The sequence below is a fragment of the Sneathiella litorea genome (assembly GCF_009882915.1).
GTDB lineage: Bacteria > Pseudomonadota > Alphaproteobacteria > Sneathiellales > Sneathiellaceae > Sneathiella > Sneathiella litorea.
Genome location: NZ_WTUW01000002.1, coordinates 873,939 through 889,930 on the forward strand (window position 1 = coordinate 873,939; position 15,992 = coordinate 889,930).

At 54.5% G+C, this 15,992-nt stretch carries 12 protein-coding genes; 4 read left to right on the plus strand and 8 right to left on the minus strand.

Annotation, left to right across the window (positions count from 1 at the left end; all coding sequences use genetic code 11):
- Positions 1-39: 39 nt before the first annotated feature.
- A complete protein-coding gene (locus GQE98_RS10580; RefSeq protein WP_161315605.1) occupies positions 40-759 on the plus strand; it encodes an arginyltransferase in 720 nt (239 codons plus the stop codon).
- 117 nt (positions 760-876) lie between these two features.
- Here the strand turns inward: GQE98_RS10580 and GQE98_RS10585 are convergent, their stop codons facing one another.
- The 3 genes from GQE98_RS10585 to GQE98_RS10595 form a co-directional block, all read right to left on the minus strand.
- Entirely contained in the window at positions 877-3,531 is a 2,655-nt protein-coding gene (locus GQE98_RS10585; protein ID WP_161315606.1) for a TRAP transporter large permease subunit, read from the minus strand.
- 10 nt (positions 3,532-3,541) lie between these two features.
- Positions 3,542-4,537 carry a TRAP transporter small permease subunit gene (locus tag GQE98_RS10590; protein WP_161315607.1) on the minus strand — a complete coding sequence of 332 codons (996 nt, stop codon included), beginning with the start codon at positions 4,535-4,537 and terminating at the stop codon, positions 3,542-3,544.
- A gap of 64 nt (positions 4,538-4,601) precedes the next feature.
- The gene (locus GQE98_RS10595; RefSeq protein WP_161315608.1) at positions 4,602-5,693 is read right to left on the minus strand and encodes a TRAP transporter substrate-binding protein; all 1,092 of its coding nucleotides are present in this window, start codon (positions 5,691-5,693) and stop codon (positions 4,602-4,604) included.
- A gap of 553 nt (positions 5,694-6,246) precedes the next feature.
- Here GQE98_RS10595 and GQE98_RS10600 point away from each other — a divergent pair.
- Together GQE98_RS10600 and GQE98_RS10605 are read left to right on the plus strand one after the other, a co-directional pair.
- Positions 6,247-6,762 carry a TRAP transporter small permease subunit gene (locus GQE98_RS10600; RefSeq protein WP_202526226.1) on the plus strand — a complete coding sequence of 172 codons (516 nt, stop codon included), beginning with the start codon at positions 6,247-6,249 and terminating at the stop codon, positions 6,760-6,762.
- Positions 6,759-8,336, plus strand: a complete 1,578-nt coding sequence (locus GQE98_RS10605) for a TRAP transporter large permease (protein WP_161315609.1) — start codon at positions 6,759-6,761, stop codon at positions 8,334-8,336. Before GQE98_RS10600 ends, GQE98_RS10605 begins: the two co-directional genes overlap by 4 nt.
- Before the next feature lie 63 nt (positions 8,337-8,399).
- Here the strand turns inward: GQE98_RS10605 and GQE98_RS10610 are convergent, their stop codons facing one another.
- The 4 genes from GQE98_RS10610 to recO form a co-directional block, all read right to left on the minus strand.
- A complete protein-coding gene (locus tag GQE98_RS10610) occupies positions 8,400-8,996 on the minus strand; it encodes a biotin transporter BioY (protein ID WP_161315610.1) in 597 nt (198 codons plus the stop codon).
- 100 nt (positions 8,997-9,096) lie between these two features.
- Positions 9,097-10,713 (minus strand): AMP-binding protein, encoded by a 1,617-nt coding sequence (locus GQE98_RS10615; RefSeq protein ID WP_161315611.1) that lies wholly within the window; start codon positions 10,711-10,713, stop codon positions 9,097-9,099.
- Positions 10,714-10,745: 32 nt separating this feature from the next.
- On the minus strand, positions 10,746-12,974 hold the full coding sequence (parC, locus tag GQE98_RS10620) for a DNA topoisomerase IV subunit A (RefSeq protein WP_161315612.1): 2,229 nt from the start codon (positions 12,972-12,974) through the stop codon (positions 10,746-10,748).
- Between the two features lie 42 nt (positions 12,975-13,016).
- Entirely contained in the window at positions 13,017-13,805 is a 789-nt protein-coding gene (gene recO / locus GQE98_RS10625; RefSeq protein WP_161315613.1) for a DNA repair protein RecO, read from the minus strand.
- A 108-nt stretch (positions 13,806-13,913) separates the two neighbouring features.
- On the opposite strand from recO, the gene GQE98_RS10630 reads away from it, so the two are divergent.
- Positions 13,914-14,231 (plus strand): hypothetical protein, encoded by a 318-nt coding sequence (locus GQE98_RS10630; protein WP_161315614.1) that lies wholly within the window; start codon positions 13,914-13,916, stop codon positions 14,229-14,231.
- Between the two features lie 304 nt (positions 14,232-14,535).
- Here GQE98_RS10630 and gatB read toward each other — a convergent pair whose 3' ends face one another.
- The gene (gene gatB, locus GQE98_RS10635) at positions 14,536-15,990 is read right to left on the minus strand and encodes an Asp-tRNA(Asn)/Glu-tRNA(Gln) amidotransferase subunit GatB (protein ID WP_161315615.1); all 1,455 of its coding nucleotides are present in this window, start codon (positions 15,988-15,990) and stop codon (positions 14,536-14,538) included.
- Positions 15,991-15,992 lie beyond the last annotated feature (2 nt).

Genomic DNA, 15,992 nt, shown 5'->3' on the forward strand with positions numbered 1-15,992 from the left:
CCTTTATGATATGGGAAAAAATACGAGACATATGAAAAGATGAAACGCGTCGAAATCCCGTCGCGGTTCTTCTTCTCGACCCCGCCCGCTCCCTGCCCTTATCTCGATGACCGGTTGGAGCGCAAGATAGTGACTCTGCTTGCCGGCGAAGATCCGGACAGCCTGCATAATACACTCAGCCATGCCGGGTTCCGACGCAGCCAGGATCTCGCCTACCGACCAGCCTGTGACGGCTGTGATGCCTGCATTCCCATCCGCGTGAAGGCGCATGATTTTCGCTTCAAAAAATCTTTCCGACGTATTTGGAAATCGAATGCGGATATCACCGCGAAGGTTCTGCCATCGATTGCCACGCGCGAACATTTCGAGCTGTTCCACCAATATCTAACCTCCCGTCATTCAGAGGGCGGCATGGTGGATATGGATTTTGCCGATTATCAGGCAATGGTTGAGGAGAGCCCGGTTCGTTCCAAACTCGCGGAGTTTCGGAAACCAGACAACAGCCTGTTCGCGGTCTGCCTGATCGACGAGATGGAAGATGGCCTATCGCTTGTCTATAGTTTCTTCGACCCTGATGAAGAACATCGGAGTCCGGGCAGTTATCTTATCCTATGGCATATCGTTGAATCAGAACGTCGGCAGCTCCCTTATGTCTATCTAGGCTATTGGATAAGTGAGAGCCCGAAGATGGCCTATAAGAAACGCTTTCATCCGTCTGAGGTATTGACCCGTGACGGCTGGCAGTTATTGACTGAATAACCCCCGCCCCTCATCTCGACCTGACGACAATCACGCAATGATGCGCCAAATAAATGGCGGCGGATTTTTATTCATCCGCCGCCATCTGATTTTCTGGACTGCCTAACTCACCAGACCTTAGAAGTAATGCGAGACATCCCGATGACCGGACTGACAGCTCGCCACATAGAGCGCCTGCTCCTTATTCAGCCGGCGCTGTTCTCTGAGGCCCATAGTGTCGCGGATTAACTCTTCATATTTCTCCAGTGTCGGCAGGAGGTTGGTTTCCGCGTTATTGCGCCAGGAAATCTGGCTCTCATAATCCGTCACAACCTTATCCATCTCCTCTGTTGCCTTTTCGAAGTCCGGCGTACTGGCCTTCAGGCTCCGCCGAACCTTCGACAGGCCCGAGGAAATGTCGGAAGCGCCTTCTACATCGCTGAGGCGACTGCTCAGATCCTCAATCGCCGAAATCAGTTCATCCGGGGATGCTCCGGCGAGATCATTACTGATCTGCATAATATCCGCCTTCAGGTCCATATAGGCTTCATTACTTTTAAGAACGGCAATAAGTTCCGCGACAGGCTTATATGCCTCCCCGGCGGCCCGATTGAATTTACTGCGAAGGAGTGCTTCATCTTTCAGCAGGTTCTTGAAGGTGCCGTAAGTTTCCTTCCAGTCTGACGGAATTTCAGCAACCAGCTTCTTGCGCTCTTCTTCATGCGCCGCTACCCGATCCTGCAGCCTCTTCTTTGCCTCCGCCTGATCTTCGGAATACATCCGGCTAATATCAATCTTGAGATCCTTGATCTCCAGATCGATATCTGCAATCTCGGCTTCAATGCTGCGAACTCTCTGCTGGACTGGCAGATATGCCCCAACCTTTGAATTGATCACCTCATCGGCCTGCCACGCCTGGGTCATTAGTTCTGGGGCACCAGCCGCAGCATCAAAACTCTTTTCAAGATTGGATTTCAGCCGTGCAGGCAAATAATCAAGATTAAGCTGCCGAGCTTCCGCAATTGAGCCATTGATTGCAGCACCGTTCGTCAGGAACTGATCGGCGATATAATGATCGACACAGTAGTTCAGGCGCGGGTTACGCGGTGGTGGTGCCGTCTCCGATACCAGAGAGGAGCGGTTCGGCAGGTAATTCACCAACTGCGGATAAAGCCCGACAATCAACAGCGCGAGCAGCTGCAAGGAGATAAAGGCAATAACCCCTTTATACATATCAACGGTTTTAACAATCGCCGGCGCCACCCCTCTAAGGTAAAAGAGCGCAAAACCGAAGGGCGGTGTCAGGAACGACGTCTGGATGTTCAGGCCGATCATAACCCCGAGCCAGACGGCTGTGATATTCGCCGACGGGTCCGCGAGCAGGATCGGCGCCACAATCGGTACAACGACCACGGCAATTTCGATGAAGTCGAGGAAAAACCCGAGCACAAAAATCACCGCCATGACGATAATGAATTTTGACCAGAAGCCACCCGGCATACTATTGAGGAAATCCCGGACGAGTTCCTCCCCGCCAAATGCACGGAACGCGGCAGTAAGCATGGCCGCGCCGAGTAGAATGATGAACACGAGAGAGGTTGTTTTCGCCGTATCGATCATCACTTCCTGTAAGGTATTTTCTACCTTGAACGCCCGCAGACTGCTCCAGCCGATGGCGATGACTAGACCCACACTCCCGACGGCGCCAAGGGCAATTCCGATGGCATCCATCGTCGTTTCGATTGCCTTGATATTCGGCTCAAACGCAATCAGGGCCCCAAGAATGAGCGCGAGTGATGCCAGACCGAGAAGGACGGGCGCATAGGCCCCTCTATGTCCTTCCTTCAGGCGATAACCCGCCATCATAATGGCGCCCACCGCCCCGATCGCACCGGCCTGGTTGACCGTTGCGATGCCCGCCAGGATCGATCCCAGAACGAGGAAAATCAGCCCAAGCGGCGGAAACAGCGCTAATGCGAGCTTGCCGAAGAAGGCCCGATCGAAGGTCCCGCCATGGACTGCCGGGGCTGCTTTCGGGTTTATCAGGGCATAAATCAGGATGAACAGCATATATATGCCGACAAGCAGCAAACCCGGGATGAAGGCCCCGAGGAACATTTCACCGGCGCTGGTGGAGACCACATCAAAGGAGGAAGGCATGGACAGCTCTCCCGTTGCGGACTTGTAGAGCGCCTTGCGTGCCGTCCCCGCCTGATCCACCGCGCTGGCCAGCTGGTCAGCGAGAATGATGAGAACAATTGATGGCGGGATAATCTGCCCCAAGGTGCCGGAGGCGGCAATCGTCCCCGTCGCCAGCGATTTGGAGTAGTTGTTGCGCAGCATCGCCGGCAGGGAGATCAGCCCCATCGCGACCACAGTTGCACCGACAATGCCGGTGGTTGCCGCCAGAAGCGCGCCCACGAACACAACGGAAATACCAAGACCACCCGGCACCGGGCCGAACAGCTGGGCCATGGTGACCAGCAAATCCTCGGCAATTTTAGAGCGCTGCAGCATGATTCCCATGAAGATGAACAGCGGAATGGCGATCAGCGTATCGCGCTCAACCTCCCAGTAAACACCTCGCAGGTTGGTCACCCCGGCGCTCAACCATTGCCAGGGCCCCCCGTGTGAGAAGTAAGCATCCGGATTACCCGTCGCGGCATACCCGATGATAGCTGCGATGCTAACCGTGACAATTGCCGAACCCGGAAGCGCGAAAGCGACCGGATAACCCGACCCGAGAGCCAGTGCCATTAGAAAAATTAGTAGGGCGAGAAAGACAAGTTCCATAATTTATACTCTATCCCGTCAGTGAGGCTTCATGATCCTGATGGCCCGGTTGTTCCAGATAATCGGCAACGGCCTCCATCAGATAGCTGACGAACTGGATCAACATGGTCACCGCGAACACGGCAAGAAATCCGGCCATAAGATATTTCACCTGCATGCCGAAACCGGACTGGCTCACTTCAAAATTTGCAAGCGGACTGTATATGATGGCCGCCTTGCTCCCCATGCCGACAAACAGGATCGTCCAGCAGAGCGTGATCCCCATAAACAGGGTGCCGAGTGCATTGACGAAACCTTTAGTCTTGTTGGTAAAGCCGGCATAGAAAACGTCAACGCGCACATGCCCTTCCTCAACAAGGGTGTAGGCACTGGCAAACAGAAACAGCGCCGCGTACCAGAAACGGACCAGATCCCCCATGAAAGCCTGTTCATAGGAGAAGATGAAACGCGAGATAACAATCCCCAATTCAGCAAAGACAACCAAAAGGGCCAACCACTGGAATCCCAGAGTGCGGGACCGAAGGGCAATCAGGAGCGATAGAAAGATCAGCGGTAAATGGACATAAGGACCGCGGAAATGCACGCGTCCCAGTTCAGCATTCAGATAGTCGCCGACAATATAGGGAAGCAATCCCTCTATCCGGAGGAATGAAAGGGATGTGTCAGCAATGCCAACAATGAATACAGCCCAGAAGGCCGCCCGGACCAGATAGGTATTGAAACGGGTAATCATCTTCGCCTCGTCCCGCAAATGTCGGCTCGCAGTGCGGCGAACAAGGACAACGGCAAAAACAATTCCGGCGACATATGTTCCCAGCTGTATCCAAGCCTTAAACGTTGTGTCGCCGTCGCCGAAAATATGTCCTATCCCAGGCCATTCAAGAACGAAAATCAGGTAATTATTGAAAAAATAGATTGGCAGCGCAACCAACATACACCAGCCAAAGATACGAACGGCCCATTGTAGCCCGTGGTTAGATGCATATACATCTTCCGCCTTCGTCATAAGCGCCTCCCATAGTGGAAGGGGCGAGATTTCTGTCCCGCCCCCGCCGTGCAACTCATGCTATTTAAATTCCCAGAACCCGGTTCCGCTGGTTCGAGAACGCGACCTCCGCGATCTTCTGATATCCCCCGATTTCCCGGAGGTTCATCTGGAAGGAATCGTCGATCTTCGTGGCAAGGGCGCTATGGGCGCGTGTTTCCTCGAAGACGGCTGCGGCGGCTTCGGCAAAGGCGTCATACACGTCGTCACTGAATTCTTTGAGAACAACACCATTTTCCGTGATCATCTTCTGCAGATATTCACCGTTAAGAGCCTGAGCCTCTTCATACTGCGCGGCATGCTCTTCCATGCAGCAGACCGTAATCAGGTCCTGTTCCCATTTCGTGAGGCTTGTCCACCAGGATTTGTTCATGCCGAAGGCAAGTCCCCCACCCGGCTCATGCATGCCCGGATAGTAGTAATATTTGGCGGCTTCGTAGAATTTCAGGAAGTAGTCGTTGTAAGGACCAACCCATTCCGTTGCGTCAATTGCGCCGGAAACAAGGTTTTCATAGATCTGCCCACCAGGAAGAGAGACAACAGACGCGCCGAGCTTGGCAATAACGTCGCCGCCGAGACCCGGCATACGGAACTTGAGGCCCTTGAAATCTTCGGCCGAGTTCACTTCCTTGTTGAACCAACCCCCCATCTGGGTACCGGTTGCGCCGCAAGGCAGTGCCTTTAGCCCAAATTCGCCGGACATTTCATCCCAGAGATCCTGACCGCCTTTGAACTTGATCCAGGCGTTCCATTCCACCGTGGTCATGCCAAGCGGCACGGAAGTGAAATAGGCGAAGCCCGGATGCTTGCCTTTCCAGTAATAGTCAGCGCCGATATAGGCTTGCGCATTACCGGAGGCAACTTCGTCGAACGAGTCGAAGGCGCCAACCCGCTCACCGGCAGCGAAATAGTTTACCGTGATACGGCCTTCACTTACCTCAGTGATACGTGCACAAAGACGCTGGGCGCTGATTCCAAGCCCCGGAAAATCCCGCGGCCAGGTGGAGACAACTGTCATCTCCCGGCGTTCCTGTGCGAGCGCAGGTGCCGCAAAAGGTGCCGCAGCAACTCCGGCACCAGCAATTGCAGCGCCTGTTAAAAACTTGCGTCGTTCCATAAAATGTTCCTCCCATTTTGAAACTGAAAGACGGATTGGCCCGCCCCTCGATATTAGCTTTCATGTAACAGATTGTTCGCGGGGTTTCGGTGATCTGCTTTGGTGCAGATTTCTATTCTTCCAGCATCATGTGCCGGTATTTTTAGATTTCGCGAATTTTCCCTGTTGATCGCATTTTGCAGGAAGACAGATCAAATACAAGGCAAATTTTCATATTCAAAAATTCGCATATTATTGACATCTTCTATTATTATGGTTGAATATAAAGATTTAAATAGTTGTTTTTATTATCTATATTTTATTTTTACTCATTTTATTTGCGATTGATAAAATTCTCATCACCTTTTCTTGAAAGTTGTTTGAAAAAAGGCTTTTATTCCCGATACTTAAGGCGAATGACGTCAAATTCCACGGTAATTTCTCGAATCTGGAGCGTTTTTTTATTACGCTCAAGCCAAATTTCCCCACAGTTGCCAAATTCCGGCGGCTCCCCTATAACGCCGATAGTTCTGGTAGATTGGGGCCAAGGCCCTGTAATTTGGAAGAAATCTGTGTGACCCGCCTCACCTCACTTGCCGGATTACTCGATACACTGAGTGCCGCCATTGGAAAATATGTTTCCTGGCTGGCGGTGTTTATGGTGCTCGCGCAGTTTGGGCTGGTCCTTGCCCGCTATGTCTTTGGCATCGGCCTGGTCGCCTTACAGGAGAGCATCATCTACAGTTTTGCGTTGCTTTTCATGCTGGGGGCGGCTGATACCCTGCGCCGTGGCGGCCATGTGCGCATTGATATTCTCTATGGCAAGCTGCCCGTGAAAGGTAAGGCGGTCATTGATCTTTTGGGTACCCTGTTCCTGTTAATTCCGGTTTGCCTGGTGATCCTGATCATCAGCTGGCCCTATGTCGCCGGTTCCTGGATAATCCTTGAAGGCTCACGCGAAAGCTCTGGCCTACCCGTCCTCTACTTGATGAAATCACTGTTGTTGGTCTTTCCAGTCCTGCTAATTCTACAAGGGCTCGCTGTGGCATGCCGGGCCCTTGCTCAACTCCGTTCCGGGGTTTCAACATGATCCTTCCGGAATATCTCGCCATCGGGCTTTTCGCGCTCACCATCCTCAGTCTGATGGCAGGGTATCCGGTGGCATTCACACTCGCTGGCAGCGCCCTTTTTATGGGCGCGCTAGGCTGGATGCTAGGCGTATTCGACCCCTCCCTCTTGGGCGCCATCCCGTCCCGTATCTTCGGGGTCGCCATGTGGAACGAGACCCTGCTTGCGGTACCGCTTTTTATCTTCATGGGGATCATGCTGGAAAAATCGCGGGTGGCGGAGGAGCTCTTGAACGCCATGGGGCGCCTGTTTGGCAGTTTGCGCGGCGGCCTCGGGATTTCCGTGTTTATTGTCGGGGCCTTGCTTGCCGCATCAACCGGGATTGTCGGTGCGGCAGTTGTCACCATGGGGTTGATGTCCCTGCCGACCATGCTGAAAAAGGGCTATGATCCAAGGCTTGCCACCGGGTCGATCTGTGCGGCGGGTACCCTTGGCCAAATCATTCCGCCGTCCATCGTTCTGATTATCCTCGCGGAACAAATTTCCAACGCCTATGTCGCCGCGCAATCCCTGAAAGGCAACTGGTCTCCGGAGCCGGTCTCCGTTGGCGATCTTTTCGCCGGTGCACTCATTCCCGGCCTGATCCTCGTCGGGCTCTACATTTCCTATCAGGTTATAATCGCCTTCCTTAAACCGGAAAGTTCACCGGCAATATTGGAAGAGGACGGGACCGCAGCGGACGAAAACCTGATCCCCAGCCTGCTTCGCTCCCTCCTGCCGCCGGTGATCTTGATTATTGCGGTGCTGGGCTCGATTCTGCTCGGGATTGCGACCCCGACAGAGGCGGCGTCCGTCGGCGCGATCGGGGCAATCCTGCTGGCCGCGCTCCGGATCGATGGCCCGGCGACAGCGCTGCTCTATGTGGCCGGGGCGAGCATTGTCCTTGTGCTGTTTCTTGCCAATATCACTGACCTGAAAGGCATTGCTACGGAGGGAATCAATTTTGCCGCCGCGCTCGCCTTTCTTCTTCTCGCCCTTGCGGTGGCCGGTCTCGCCCTGGCCCTGTTCCGGCTCCTCCAGGACAACATCCTGAAGGAGGTCTGCCAGTCAACCATGGAGATGACGGCAATGGTGTTTGTTATCCTGATCGGAGCGACCATCTTCAGCCTCGTCTTCCGGGGGCTTGGCGGGGATGAGCTTGTCTATCGACTACTCAGCGATCTTCCGGGCGGGCGCTTCGCTGCCCTGCTTGTGGTCATGGGAATTATTTTTGTGCTGGGCTTTTTCCTCGATTTTGTCGAGATTGCCTTCGTCGTGGTACCGGTGGTCGCGCCGGTGCTGCTGCTCATGGATATCAGCCCGATCTGGCTTGGCATCATGATCGCGCTCAACTTGCAGACATCCTTCCTGACACCGCCCTTTGGTTTCGCCCTTTTCTACCTCCGCGGCGTTGCCCCGCCTGAAGTTTCGACTGGCGTTATCTACCGGGGGGTGATCCCTTTTGTCCTTCTGCAGCTTGTTGCGCTAAGCCTGCTCGCCGCCTTTCCGGCACTTGCGACATGGCTACCGTATTATCTCAACGGCGCGAGCTACTAAAAAAAACAGGCGGGAAACATTTCCTGCTCCCCGCCTGCCTGATGTTTGTTCGGTCTGTTTTGCTTATTTGCGGATTTTACCGACCAGATTGCCAACGATCGGCAAAAGGGCAACAGCCAGTGCAATCTTGACCATACCGCCAACGATGAAGGGATAGAAACCGGAGACCAGGGCCGCCTCAAACCCGATCAGGGTGGAGAGCCAGGAAAGGCCACCTGCAAAAATCACGGCGGTGCCAAGGGTCATGGCAACAGTACTTTTCAGAATCGTCGCGCCCCAACCCTTTTCAACCAGGTAACCAACCAGAGCCGCCGCCGCAACGAAGCCATAGATATAACCGGCCGTCGGACCGACGAGGGAAGCCAAGCTGCCACCGCTTGAGAATACGGGCAGACCCATCGCGCCTTCCGCGATATAAAGCGCCACCGTTGCCCCACCAAGACGCCAGCCGTAAACTGCGCCAATCAGAGAGGCCGCCAAGGTCTGCATCGTCATGGGAACCGGCCACATAGGGACGGCGATCTGCGCGGAGATTGCCATAATCATGCTGCCTGCCAATGCCAGAATGGCAAGGCGGAAGATCTTTGACGAAGTGGAAGCCTCTGCATCAACGCTCCACAGAGCGCCAATCAGGGTGGAAGAAGTCTCAGACGAAGCCATTTTGGATCCTTTCACTAAACGCCCGAACGGGCCCATAAAAGGCGCAGGCTACCAAACGAACGTTTGCTTCACAACCTGTATTTACATTAACTTGGTAGAGTTATTTGGATTTCTTCTTGCGTTTTCTGAAATCGACAGTACCCGGCTGCTCCCGTGGATCGACGTCGGGCCCGAAAATCTTTGCTTTCTGGATTTTCTGGGTGCCTGTTGTCGGCAGATCATCCAGAAAAAGTATATAGCCCGGCGTCTTGAAATAGGCAAGGCTGCCATTGGAGTAGTTGAAGATGTCCTCCGCCTTCTCGCTTGAGGCTGCGATTCCTTCCATCAGCACGATGCAGGCCATCACTTCCTCCTCACGGAGCTCGTCCTTCACTGAAATGACCGCGACTTTTGCCACGTCATCATGCGCCTGCAGCACGGCTTCGACCTCTGCCGCCGCAATATTCTCCCCGGAACGGCGAATGATATTCTTCTTGCGATCGACGAAATAAAGCATACCGCTCTCATCCTGGCGCACGGTATCGCCGGTATGAAACCAGCCCCCTTTCCAGACTTCCTCGGTCGCCGCCTCATTCTTGAGATAGCCTGCGAAAAAACCGCGCCGTGGATCGTCACCCGCGCAATTCACCAGCAATTCCCCTTCAGTGCCAGCCGGGACGTCCCGGTCCTTATCATCGACGACGCGGGCCTGCAACTCGTCGGTGGGGCGGCCGAAGGCACGGGTATGAATTTGTCTCGGCTCCATGCTATCCGCGAGAATACGTCCGGTTTCCGTCATGCCCCAGACTTCGACCAGCGGAAAGCCGAAACGCTTTTCAAACACCTCATGCAGCTCTGGCTCGACCCCGGCACCAAGCCCGAAGCGAACATAATGCGCGGTGTCGAGATTACTTTTTGGCTGATTCAAAAGAAGTGGCGGCACTATTCCAAGATAATGAATGATGGTCGCCCGGGTCTCAACAACCTCTTGCCACCAAGTCGTCGGGTGGAACCGATCCGGGATGACCAGACATCCCCCGGACAGGATCATGCAGACAAAAGAGACTGCGCCCGCATTCATATGAAAGAGCGGCAGGGGATTATAGACTCTCTCCTCCCCCTCCCGGATGGTGGCGACACCGCCGAGTTCCATGTAGGTCCGGCCAGCGGTCAGGAAATAGTCATTGGTCAGGATGCAGCCCTTCGGCCGCCCAGTCGTGCCGGAGGTATAGAGCAGGCTGACCTCGCTCATCAAACCGGGGGTGGAACCGGGATTAGGGGCCGGTCGGGGCCGTGGCAAATGACCGGAGAACCGTTCAAACATCACAACAGGTAGAGGGCGCTCGCGTTCTGATGCCGCCGCCTGCACATCTTTTGCCCGCTCCTCAATCGTGACCACAAGATCGACATCGGAATGGTCCAGCAGATAGAGCATCTCATCGTGCAGGTAGTCGGGATTTAGTGGCACACAGGAAACGCCCAGGGAATTTGCCGCCAACAGATGAAGAAGGTAATCCGGCCGATTCTCAAGGAGATAAGCAACCCGGTTTCCGTGGGAGAAACCTGACGAACGGTATGTCGACCTCAACCGCGCGACCTCTTCCGCCGCCTCCGCATAGGTGATCTCGACGCCGTCGGGATGATAACTTCGTTTGTCATAGGCCGGAACGCAGAGAAAAGCGTTGTCAGGATATTTCGCTACGGTTGTGCAAAAGGCCTCATAAACTGTCGTCATCATCCCCTCATCTTGCTAACAAAACCGAAAATGGACTAGCTGAACTTGTTGCTCTTGTTAAAGCCGCGTGGCGGGAGCCGGCCGGCATTGCCACGCCGGGTGTACCAGCCGGTGAGGTCCGTCTCGGTTCGGGTGCGTTCCCCGGATTTCCAGGTGAGCCCAGCTTCCTTCGTGAAGGTCTTGATGTCCGACAGCCCACCATCCTTATAGCGCTGCAGGGTAACGCCGCGCCCACGCGACATTTCACCAAGTTCCTCCAGTGCGAAACAGTTAAGCTTTCGGTTGTCGCCAATTACCGCAACACTATCCCCGTCGACATCAATACAGAATGCCGCTTCATTATCGCCAGAGACATTGAGAACCTGCTTGCCGTTACGGGTCTGGGCAATAACGCTGTTTTCATCGACGATGAATCCACGCCCGTCACTGGAGGCAACGAGCAGTTTCCGGTCCGCCTTATGCACGAAGAGCGAGACAATATCCTGATCATTACCCAGATCGATCATCAGCCGCACCGGCTCCCCATGCCCGCGCCCGCGCGGAAGCTTGTCGCAACCGATGGTATAGAACCGGCCATTGGTCGCGAACAAGACCAGCTTGTCTGTTGTTTCCGCCTTGATCCAGAAGCGACCCTTGTCACCGTCCTTGTATTTCTCGGTGCCCGTTTCATCCACATGCCCTTTCAGCGCGCGGATCCAGCCCTTGTCCGAACAGATGACGGTAATCGGCTCCTTCTCGATCATCGCCTCCAGCGGGATATCGGGCAACTCCTGCGCCTCACCGATACGGGTTCTGCGTTCAGAGATTTCCGGCATCCCGGAAAGCGTCTTTTTCATCTCGCGAATCTCTTCGGCGATGGCGCTTCTTTGCAGGTCTTCGCTTTCAAGCAGCGCCTCAAGATCGGCCTTCTCCTTGCTCAGGCTGTCATGCTCCGTGCGGAGTTCCATTTCCTCCAGCTTGCGCAGGGAACGGAGCCGCATATTGAGGATTGCCTCAGCCTGATTCTCGGTCAGCTTGAAGGTGTCGATCAGGCTTTGCTTCGGATGATCCTCCTCGCGAATAATGCGGATCACCTCATCCAGATTGAGGAAGACAATCAGATAGCCTTCCAGGACTTCCAACCTTGCCTCGATCTTGCCAAGCCGGAATTTCGAGCGGCGGACCAGCACCTCAAAGCGATGGTCGAGGAACGCAAGCAGCACTTCCCTGAGGCTCATCACACGTGGTGTCTGGGTCGCATCAAGCACATTCATGTTAAGCGAAAAGCGCGTTTCCAGATCGCTGAGCCGGAACAGGCCCTGCATCAGCATCTCGGCCTCGACATTCTTGCTGCGCGGCTCCAGCACAAGGCGGATATCTTCCGCCGATTCATCGCGCACATCGGCGAGGAACGGAAGTTTCCGAGTCTGGATCAAATCTGCAATCCGCTCGATCAGCTTGCTTTTCTGCACCTGATAGGGAATTTCAGTCACGACAATCTGGTAGGTGCCTCGGCCGAGATCCTCCACTTCCCATGTCGCCCGCTGGCGGAAGCTACCGCGACCGGTCAGATAAGCTTCGCGGATATTCTCCGGCTTCTCCACCAGTTCTCCGCCGGTCGGGAAATCGGGACCGGGAATATATTCCATCAGCTTATCAATCCCGGCATTCGGGAACTTGATCAGATGAAGCAATGCATTTAAAAGTTCAATCGCGTTGTGCGGCGCGATCGAGGTCGCCATGCCAACTGCAATGCCCGAGGACCCATTGGCGAGCAAATTCGGAAAAGCGGCCGGCAGGACGACAGGCTCTTTATCCTCTCCATCATAAGTGGGACGGAAATTCACCGTATCCTGATCAATATCCCGAAGCAGCATTTCCGCGATAACGGTAAGGCGCGCTTCCGTATAACGCATGGCCGCCGCATTATCGCCGTCGATATTGCCGAAGTTGCCCTGCCCTTCCACCAGCGTATAGCGTTGGGCAAATTCCTGCGCGAGCCGGACCAGCGCATCATAGACCGACTGGTCACCATGCGGATGGTATTTACCGATCACATCGCCGACCACGCGGGCGCATTTCTTGAAGCCCGATCCCGGATCGAGCTTGAGCAGCCTCATCGCATACAGAAGGCGCCGGTGTACCGGCTTCAATCCGTCGCGGACATCAGGAAGCGAACGGGACATGATGGTGGACATCGCATAGGCAAGATAGCGCTCGCTTATGGCGTCCTTTAGCGAGGTCTGGACGATCTCGCCGGGTCTAATAGGGGAATGGTCACTCATGCTCCCTATATACCACCTGATTTTGCTTTGGGGAGGGAAAAATTAGGCCGGATCATTTTCCGTTATAATTTTCCCGGAATCAGGTGCGTGTCGACGCCGAAGTGTAACAAGCATCCGCTCCCGCGCGGAGAGATGAACCTTCGGGTGATGTTCACCAATAAACTTCTCGATAAAATATCCCGTAAGCTCAAGCCCGGCTAGAATATCCTCTGTCGTTGCCTCCTCCACTGCGTCCGGATTGAGGGAGCGCGCCCTGAGAAAAGAAGGAAGCGGCAGCAGCCTTTCCCGGTAAGGTACGCCTGCCCCCGCGCTGACCGCGCGACCGGACTTGGGGGAGACGTAAATCAAGTCCTGCGTCACGCCCGTGGCGGCACAATGGGTCAGATCAAGGCCAAAGCCGATCTCGGTCAAAAGCCCAAGTTCCCAGCGCGCCAGCAGAAGTGGCCAGATGTCAGGCTGATCCGCGAGCGCATCAAATAGCAGCAGGGTCGCGTTATAAAGCGCACCATGCGGTTCACGTTCCGGCAAGACAATATCCAGTAGGGCCAGCGCGGAACTTGCCCCGGCCAACGCACTGGGCGCATCGAACAGGCTGCTTGCACGTGATTTCCGGAGTTCAACCGTAAATGTACCCAGCTGCTCAGAAAGGCGGCTTCGCCAGGTGAGTTCCACCTCATTTCCCGGCTGCAATATACCGCGCAGGCGGCGCCCCACTCCGCCGCGGACTAATCCGCCATAGAGTCCGTTCTCACGGGTAAAAGCATGAATAATCACGCTATTTTCGCCATGTTTGCGAACACTGAGGATAAGGCCACTATCGTTCCACTGCATTTGCCAAGCCTACCAGACCGTCGCGTCATTCAGAACATAAATCGCGGTTCTTTTTCTCACAACTGCGGGCGCAAGGGCGTCAAACAGGGTAGAAAAAAGGAAGGACTGATGCCCTTGGAAACCCATATTGCCCTGATTAGCACCATCAACGATAAAAATCTTCACTACCAGGAGCTCAAGACCGAGGGAATCGAATGGACCTCCCCACCCCCTGATATTCTCACCCCTTTTAAATATCATCGCTGCCAATGTAGCGGCCCGACCTCTGGCTATCAGGTCGCGCTTAAATATGACGGGTTGATTTGCCGGATCGATGTCACGGCCTGGGGGATTTCCTATCAAAAATCAACGCCAACCTATCATGATATGGAGATTATCCAGATCACCAATACCTCCCCCTACCGGCTGGAAATCGTGCTGATCTAAGCATCAACAAAAAATATATTGCACCTGCGAAGTAAGTTCGTTAGTTCATTGATTTTAATCAATGCTGCATTTGCGAAAAGACATATTTTTCGAGCGGTGATTTCATTTCGTTGATTATTTTGAGGCCTGATCCATGTCGTCACGCAAGACCAAATACCGCCCCGAGTTGATCGCCAAGCTGCGCGAAGCGGCTTATATCTTTGCCGTCCCGGTTTTCATGCTGATTTGGGCCGTAAGCTCTTACTCGTAAGATTGAGAAGATGCGACCGCGCCAGCGACCGCATCCTCTCTCTTTTCTACGTAACTAACTATCAAGCTTGGGTTTCAGGATTTTCGTTACAACGCCGGGATTCGCCTTACCCTGCGTCGCTTTCATTACCTGCCCCATGAAGAAGCCGAAAAGCTTGTCCTTGCCGCTGCGGTATTCCGCAACCTTGTCCGGATTGGCGGCAATCACCTCATCGATCGCGGCCTCGATCGCGCCAGTGTCGGAAACCTGCTTCAGGCCCTTTTCCTCGACAATATCCGCTGCCGCCTTGCCAGTATCGAACATCTCCTCAAAGACCTCTTTCGCGATCCGGTTGGAGATAGTGCCATCCTTGATAAGATCAATCAGTTCACCAAGCGCATTCGCCTTCACCGGACTTTCCGACAAGCCCTTGCCAGTCCGGTTGAGATTGCCAAACAATTCACCGATGACCCAGTTTGCGGCAAGCTTGGCATCGCGTCCCTTGGCCACCGCCTCGAAATAATCGGCGACCTCTTTTTCGGCAACCAATACGCCCGCATCATAGGCGGAAAGGCCGAGCTCATCGATAAAGCGCGCCTTTTTATCGTCCGGCAGCTCCGGCAGGGTCTCGCTGATCCGCTTGATAAAGGCGTCATCGAATTCCAGCGGCAAAAGGTCCGGATCGGGGAAATAGCGGTAGTCATGCGCCTCTTCCTTGGAGCGCATGGACCGGGTCTCCCCCTTGTCCGGATCGTAAAGCCGGGTTTCCTGATCGACCGTACCGCCCGCTTCCAGGATATCCACCTGGCGGTTCGCTTCATAGATGATCGCCTGCTGCATGAAGCGCACGGAGTTGATGTTCTTCATCTCGCAGCGCGTCCCGAATTCATCGCCCGGTTTCCGCACGGACACATTGACGTCGGCGCGCATGGAGCCTTCTTCCATATTGCCGTCACAGGTCCCAAGATACCGAACAATGCTGCGAATCTTCTTCACATAAGCCGCGGCCTCTTCCGGGGAGCGCATGTCCGGCTCGGACACAATCTCCATCAGGGGTACGCCGGAGCGGTTGAGGTCAACAAATGTCTGACTCGGGTGCTGGTCATGCAGGCTTTTCCCCGCATCCTGCTCCAGATGCAGGCGCGTGATGCCAATTTCGCGGGTTTCACCGTCTTTAAGGTCAATGAGGATTTTACCCTCACCGACGATAGGTTGCAGAAACTGGCTGATCTGGTAGCCCTGCGGCAGGTCGGCATAGAAATAATTCTTGCGGTCAAAAACCGAGAATTTATTGATCTTCGCATTCAGGCCGAGGCCTGTGCGGACTGCCTGTTCCACGGCCATCTCGTTAATCACGGGAAGCATGCCCGGCATCGCCGCATCAACAAAGGAGACCTGGCTGTTCGGTTCTGCCCCATAGGCGGCGGATGCACCGGAAAAGAGTTTCGACTTGCTGGTGACCTGCGCATGGATTTCCAGGCCGATCACGACCTCCCAATCCCCGGTGGCACCTTGAATAATCATTCCCATTG

Excerpts from the sequence above, each read along its gene's own strand:
- gatB (WP_161315615.1), bottom strand. The coding sequence starts at position 15,990 with ATGGGAATGATTATTCAAGGTGCCACCGGGGATTGGGAGGTCGTGATC.
- GQE98_RS10595 (WP_161315608.1), bottom strand. The coding sequence starts at position 5,693 with ATGGAACGACGCAAGTTTTTAACAGGCGCTGCAATTGCTGGTGCCGGA.
- GQE98_RS10630 (WP_161315614.1), top strand. The coding sequence starts at position 13,914 with ATGCCCTTGGAAACCCATATTGCCCTGATTAGCACCATCAACGATAAA.
- GQE98_RS10585 (WP_161315606.1), bottom strand. The coding sequence starts at position 3,531 with ATGGAACTTGTCTTTCTCGCCCTACTAATTTTTCTAATGGCACTGGCT.
- parC (WP_161315612.1), bottom strand. The coding sequence starts at position 12,974 with ATGAGTGACCATTCCCCTATTAGACCCGGCGAGATCGTCCAGACCTCG.
- GQE98_RS10605 (WP_161315609.1), top strand. The coding sequence starts at position 6,759 with ATGATCCTTCCGGAATATCTCGCCATCGGGCTTTTCGCGCTCACCATC.
- GQE98_RS10610 (WP_161315610.1), bottom strand. The coding sequence starts at position 8,996 with ATGGCTTCGTCTGAGACTTCTTCCACCCTGATTGGCGCTCTGTGGAGC.
- GQE98_RS10615 (WP_161315611.1), bottom strand. The coding sequence starts at position 10,713 with ATGATGACGACAGTTTATGAGGCCTTTTGCACAACCGTAGCGAAATAT.
- GQE98_RS10580 (WP_161315605.1), top strand. The coding sequence starts at position 40 with ATGAAACGCGTCGAAATCCCGTCGCGGTTCTTCTTCTCGACCCCGCCC.
- recO (WP_161315613.1), bottom strand. The coding sequence starts at position 13,805 with ATGCAGTGGAACGATAGTGGCCTTATCCTCAGTGTTCGCAAACATGGC.
- GQE98_RS10590 (WP_161315607.1), bottom strand. The coding sequence starts at position 4,537 with ATGACGAAGGCGGAAGATGTATATGCATCTAACCACGGGCTACAATGG.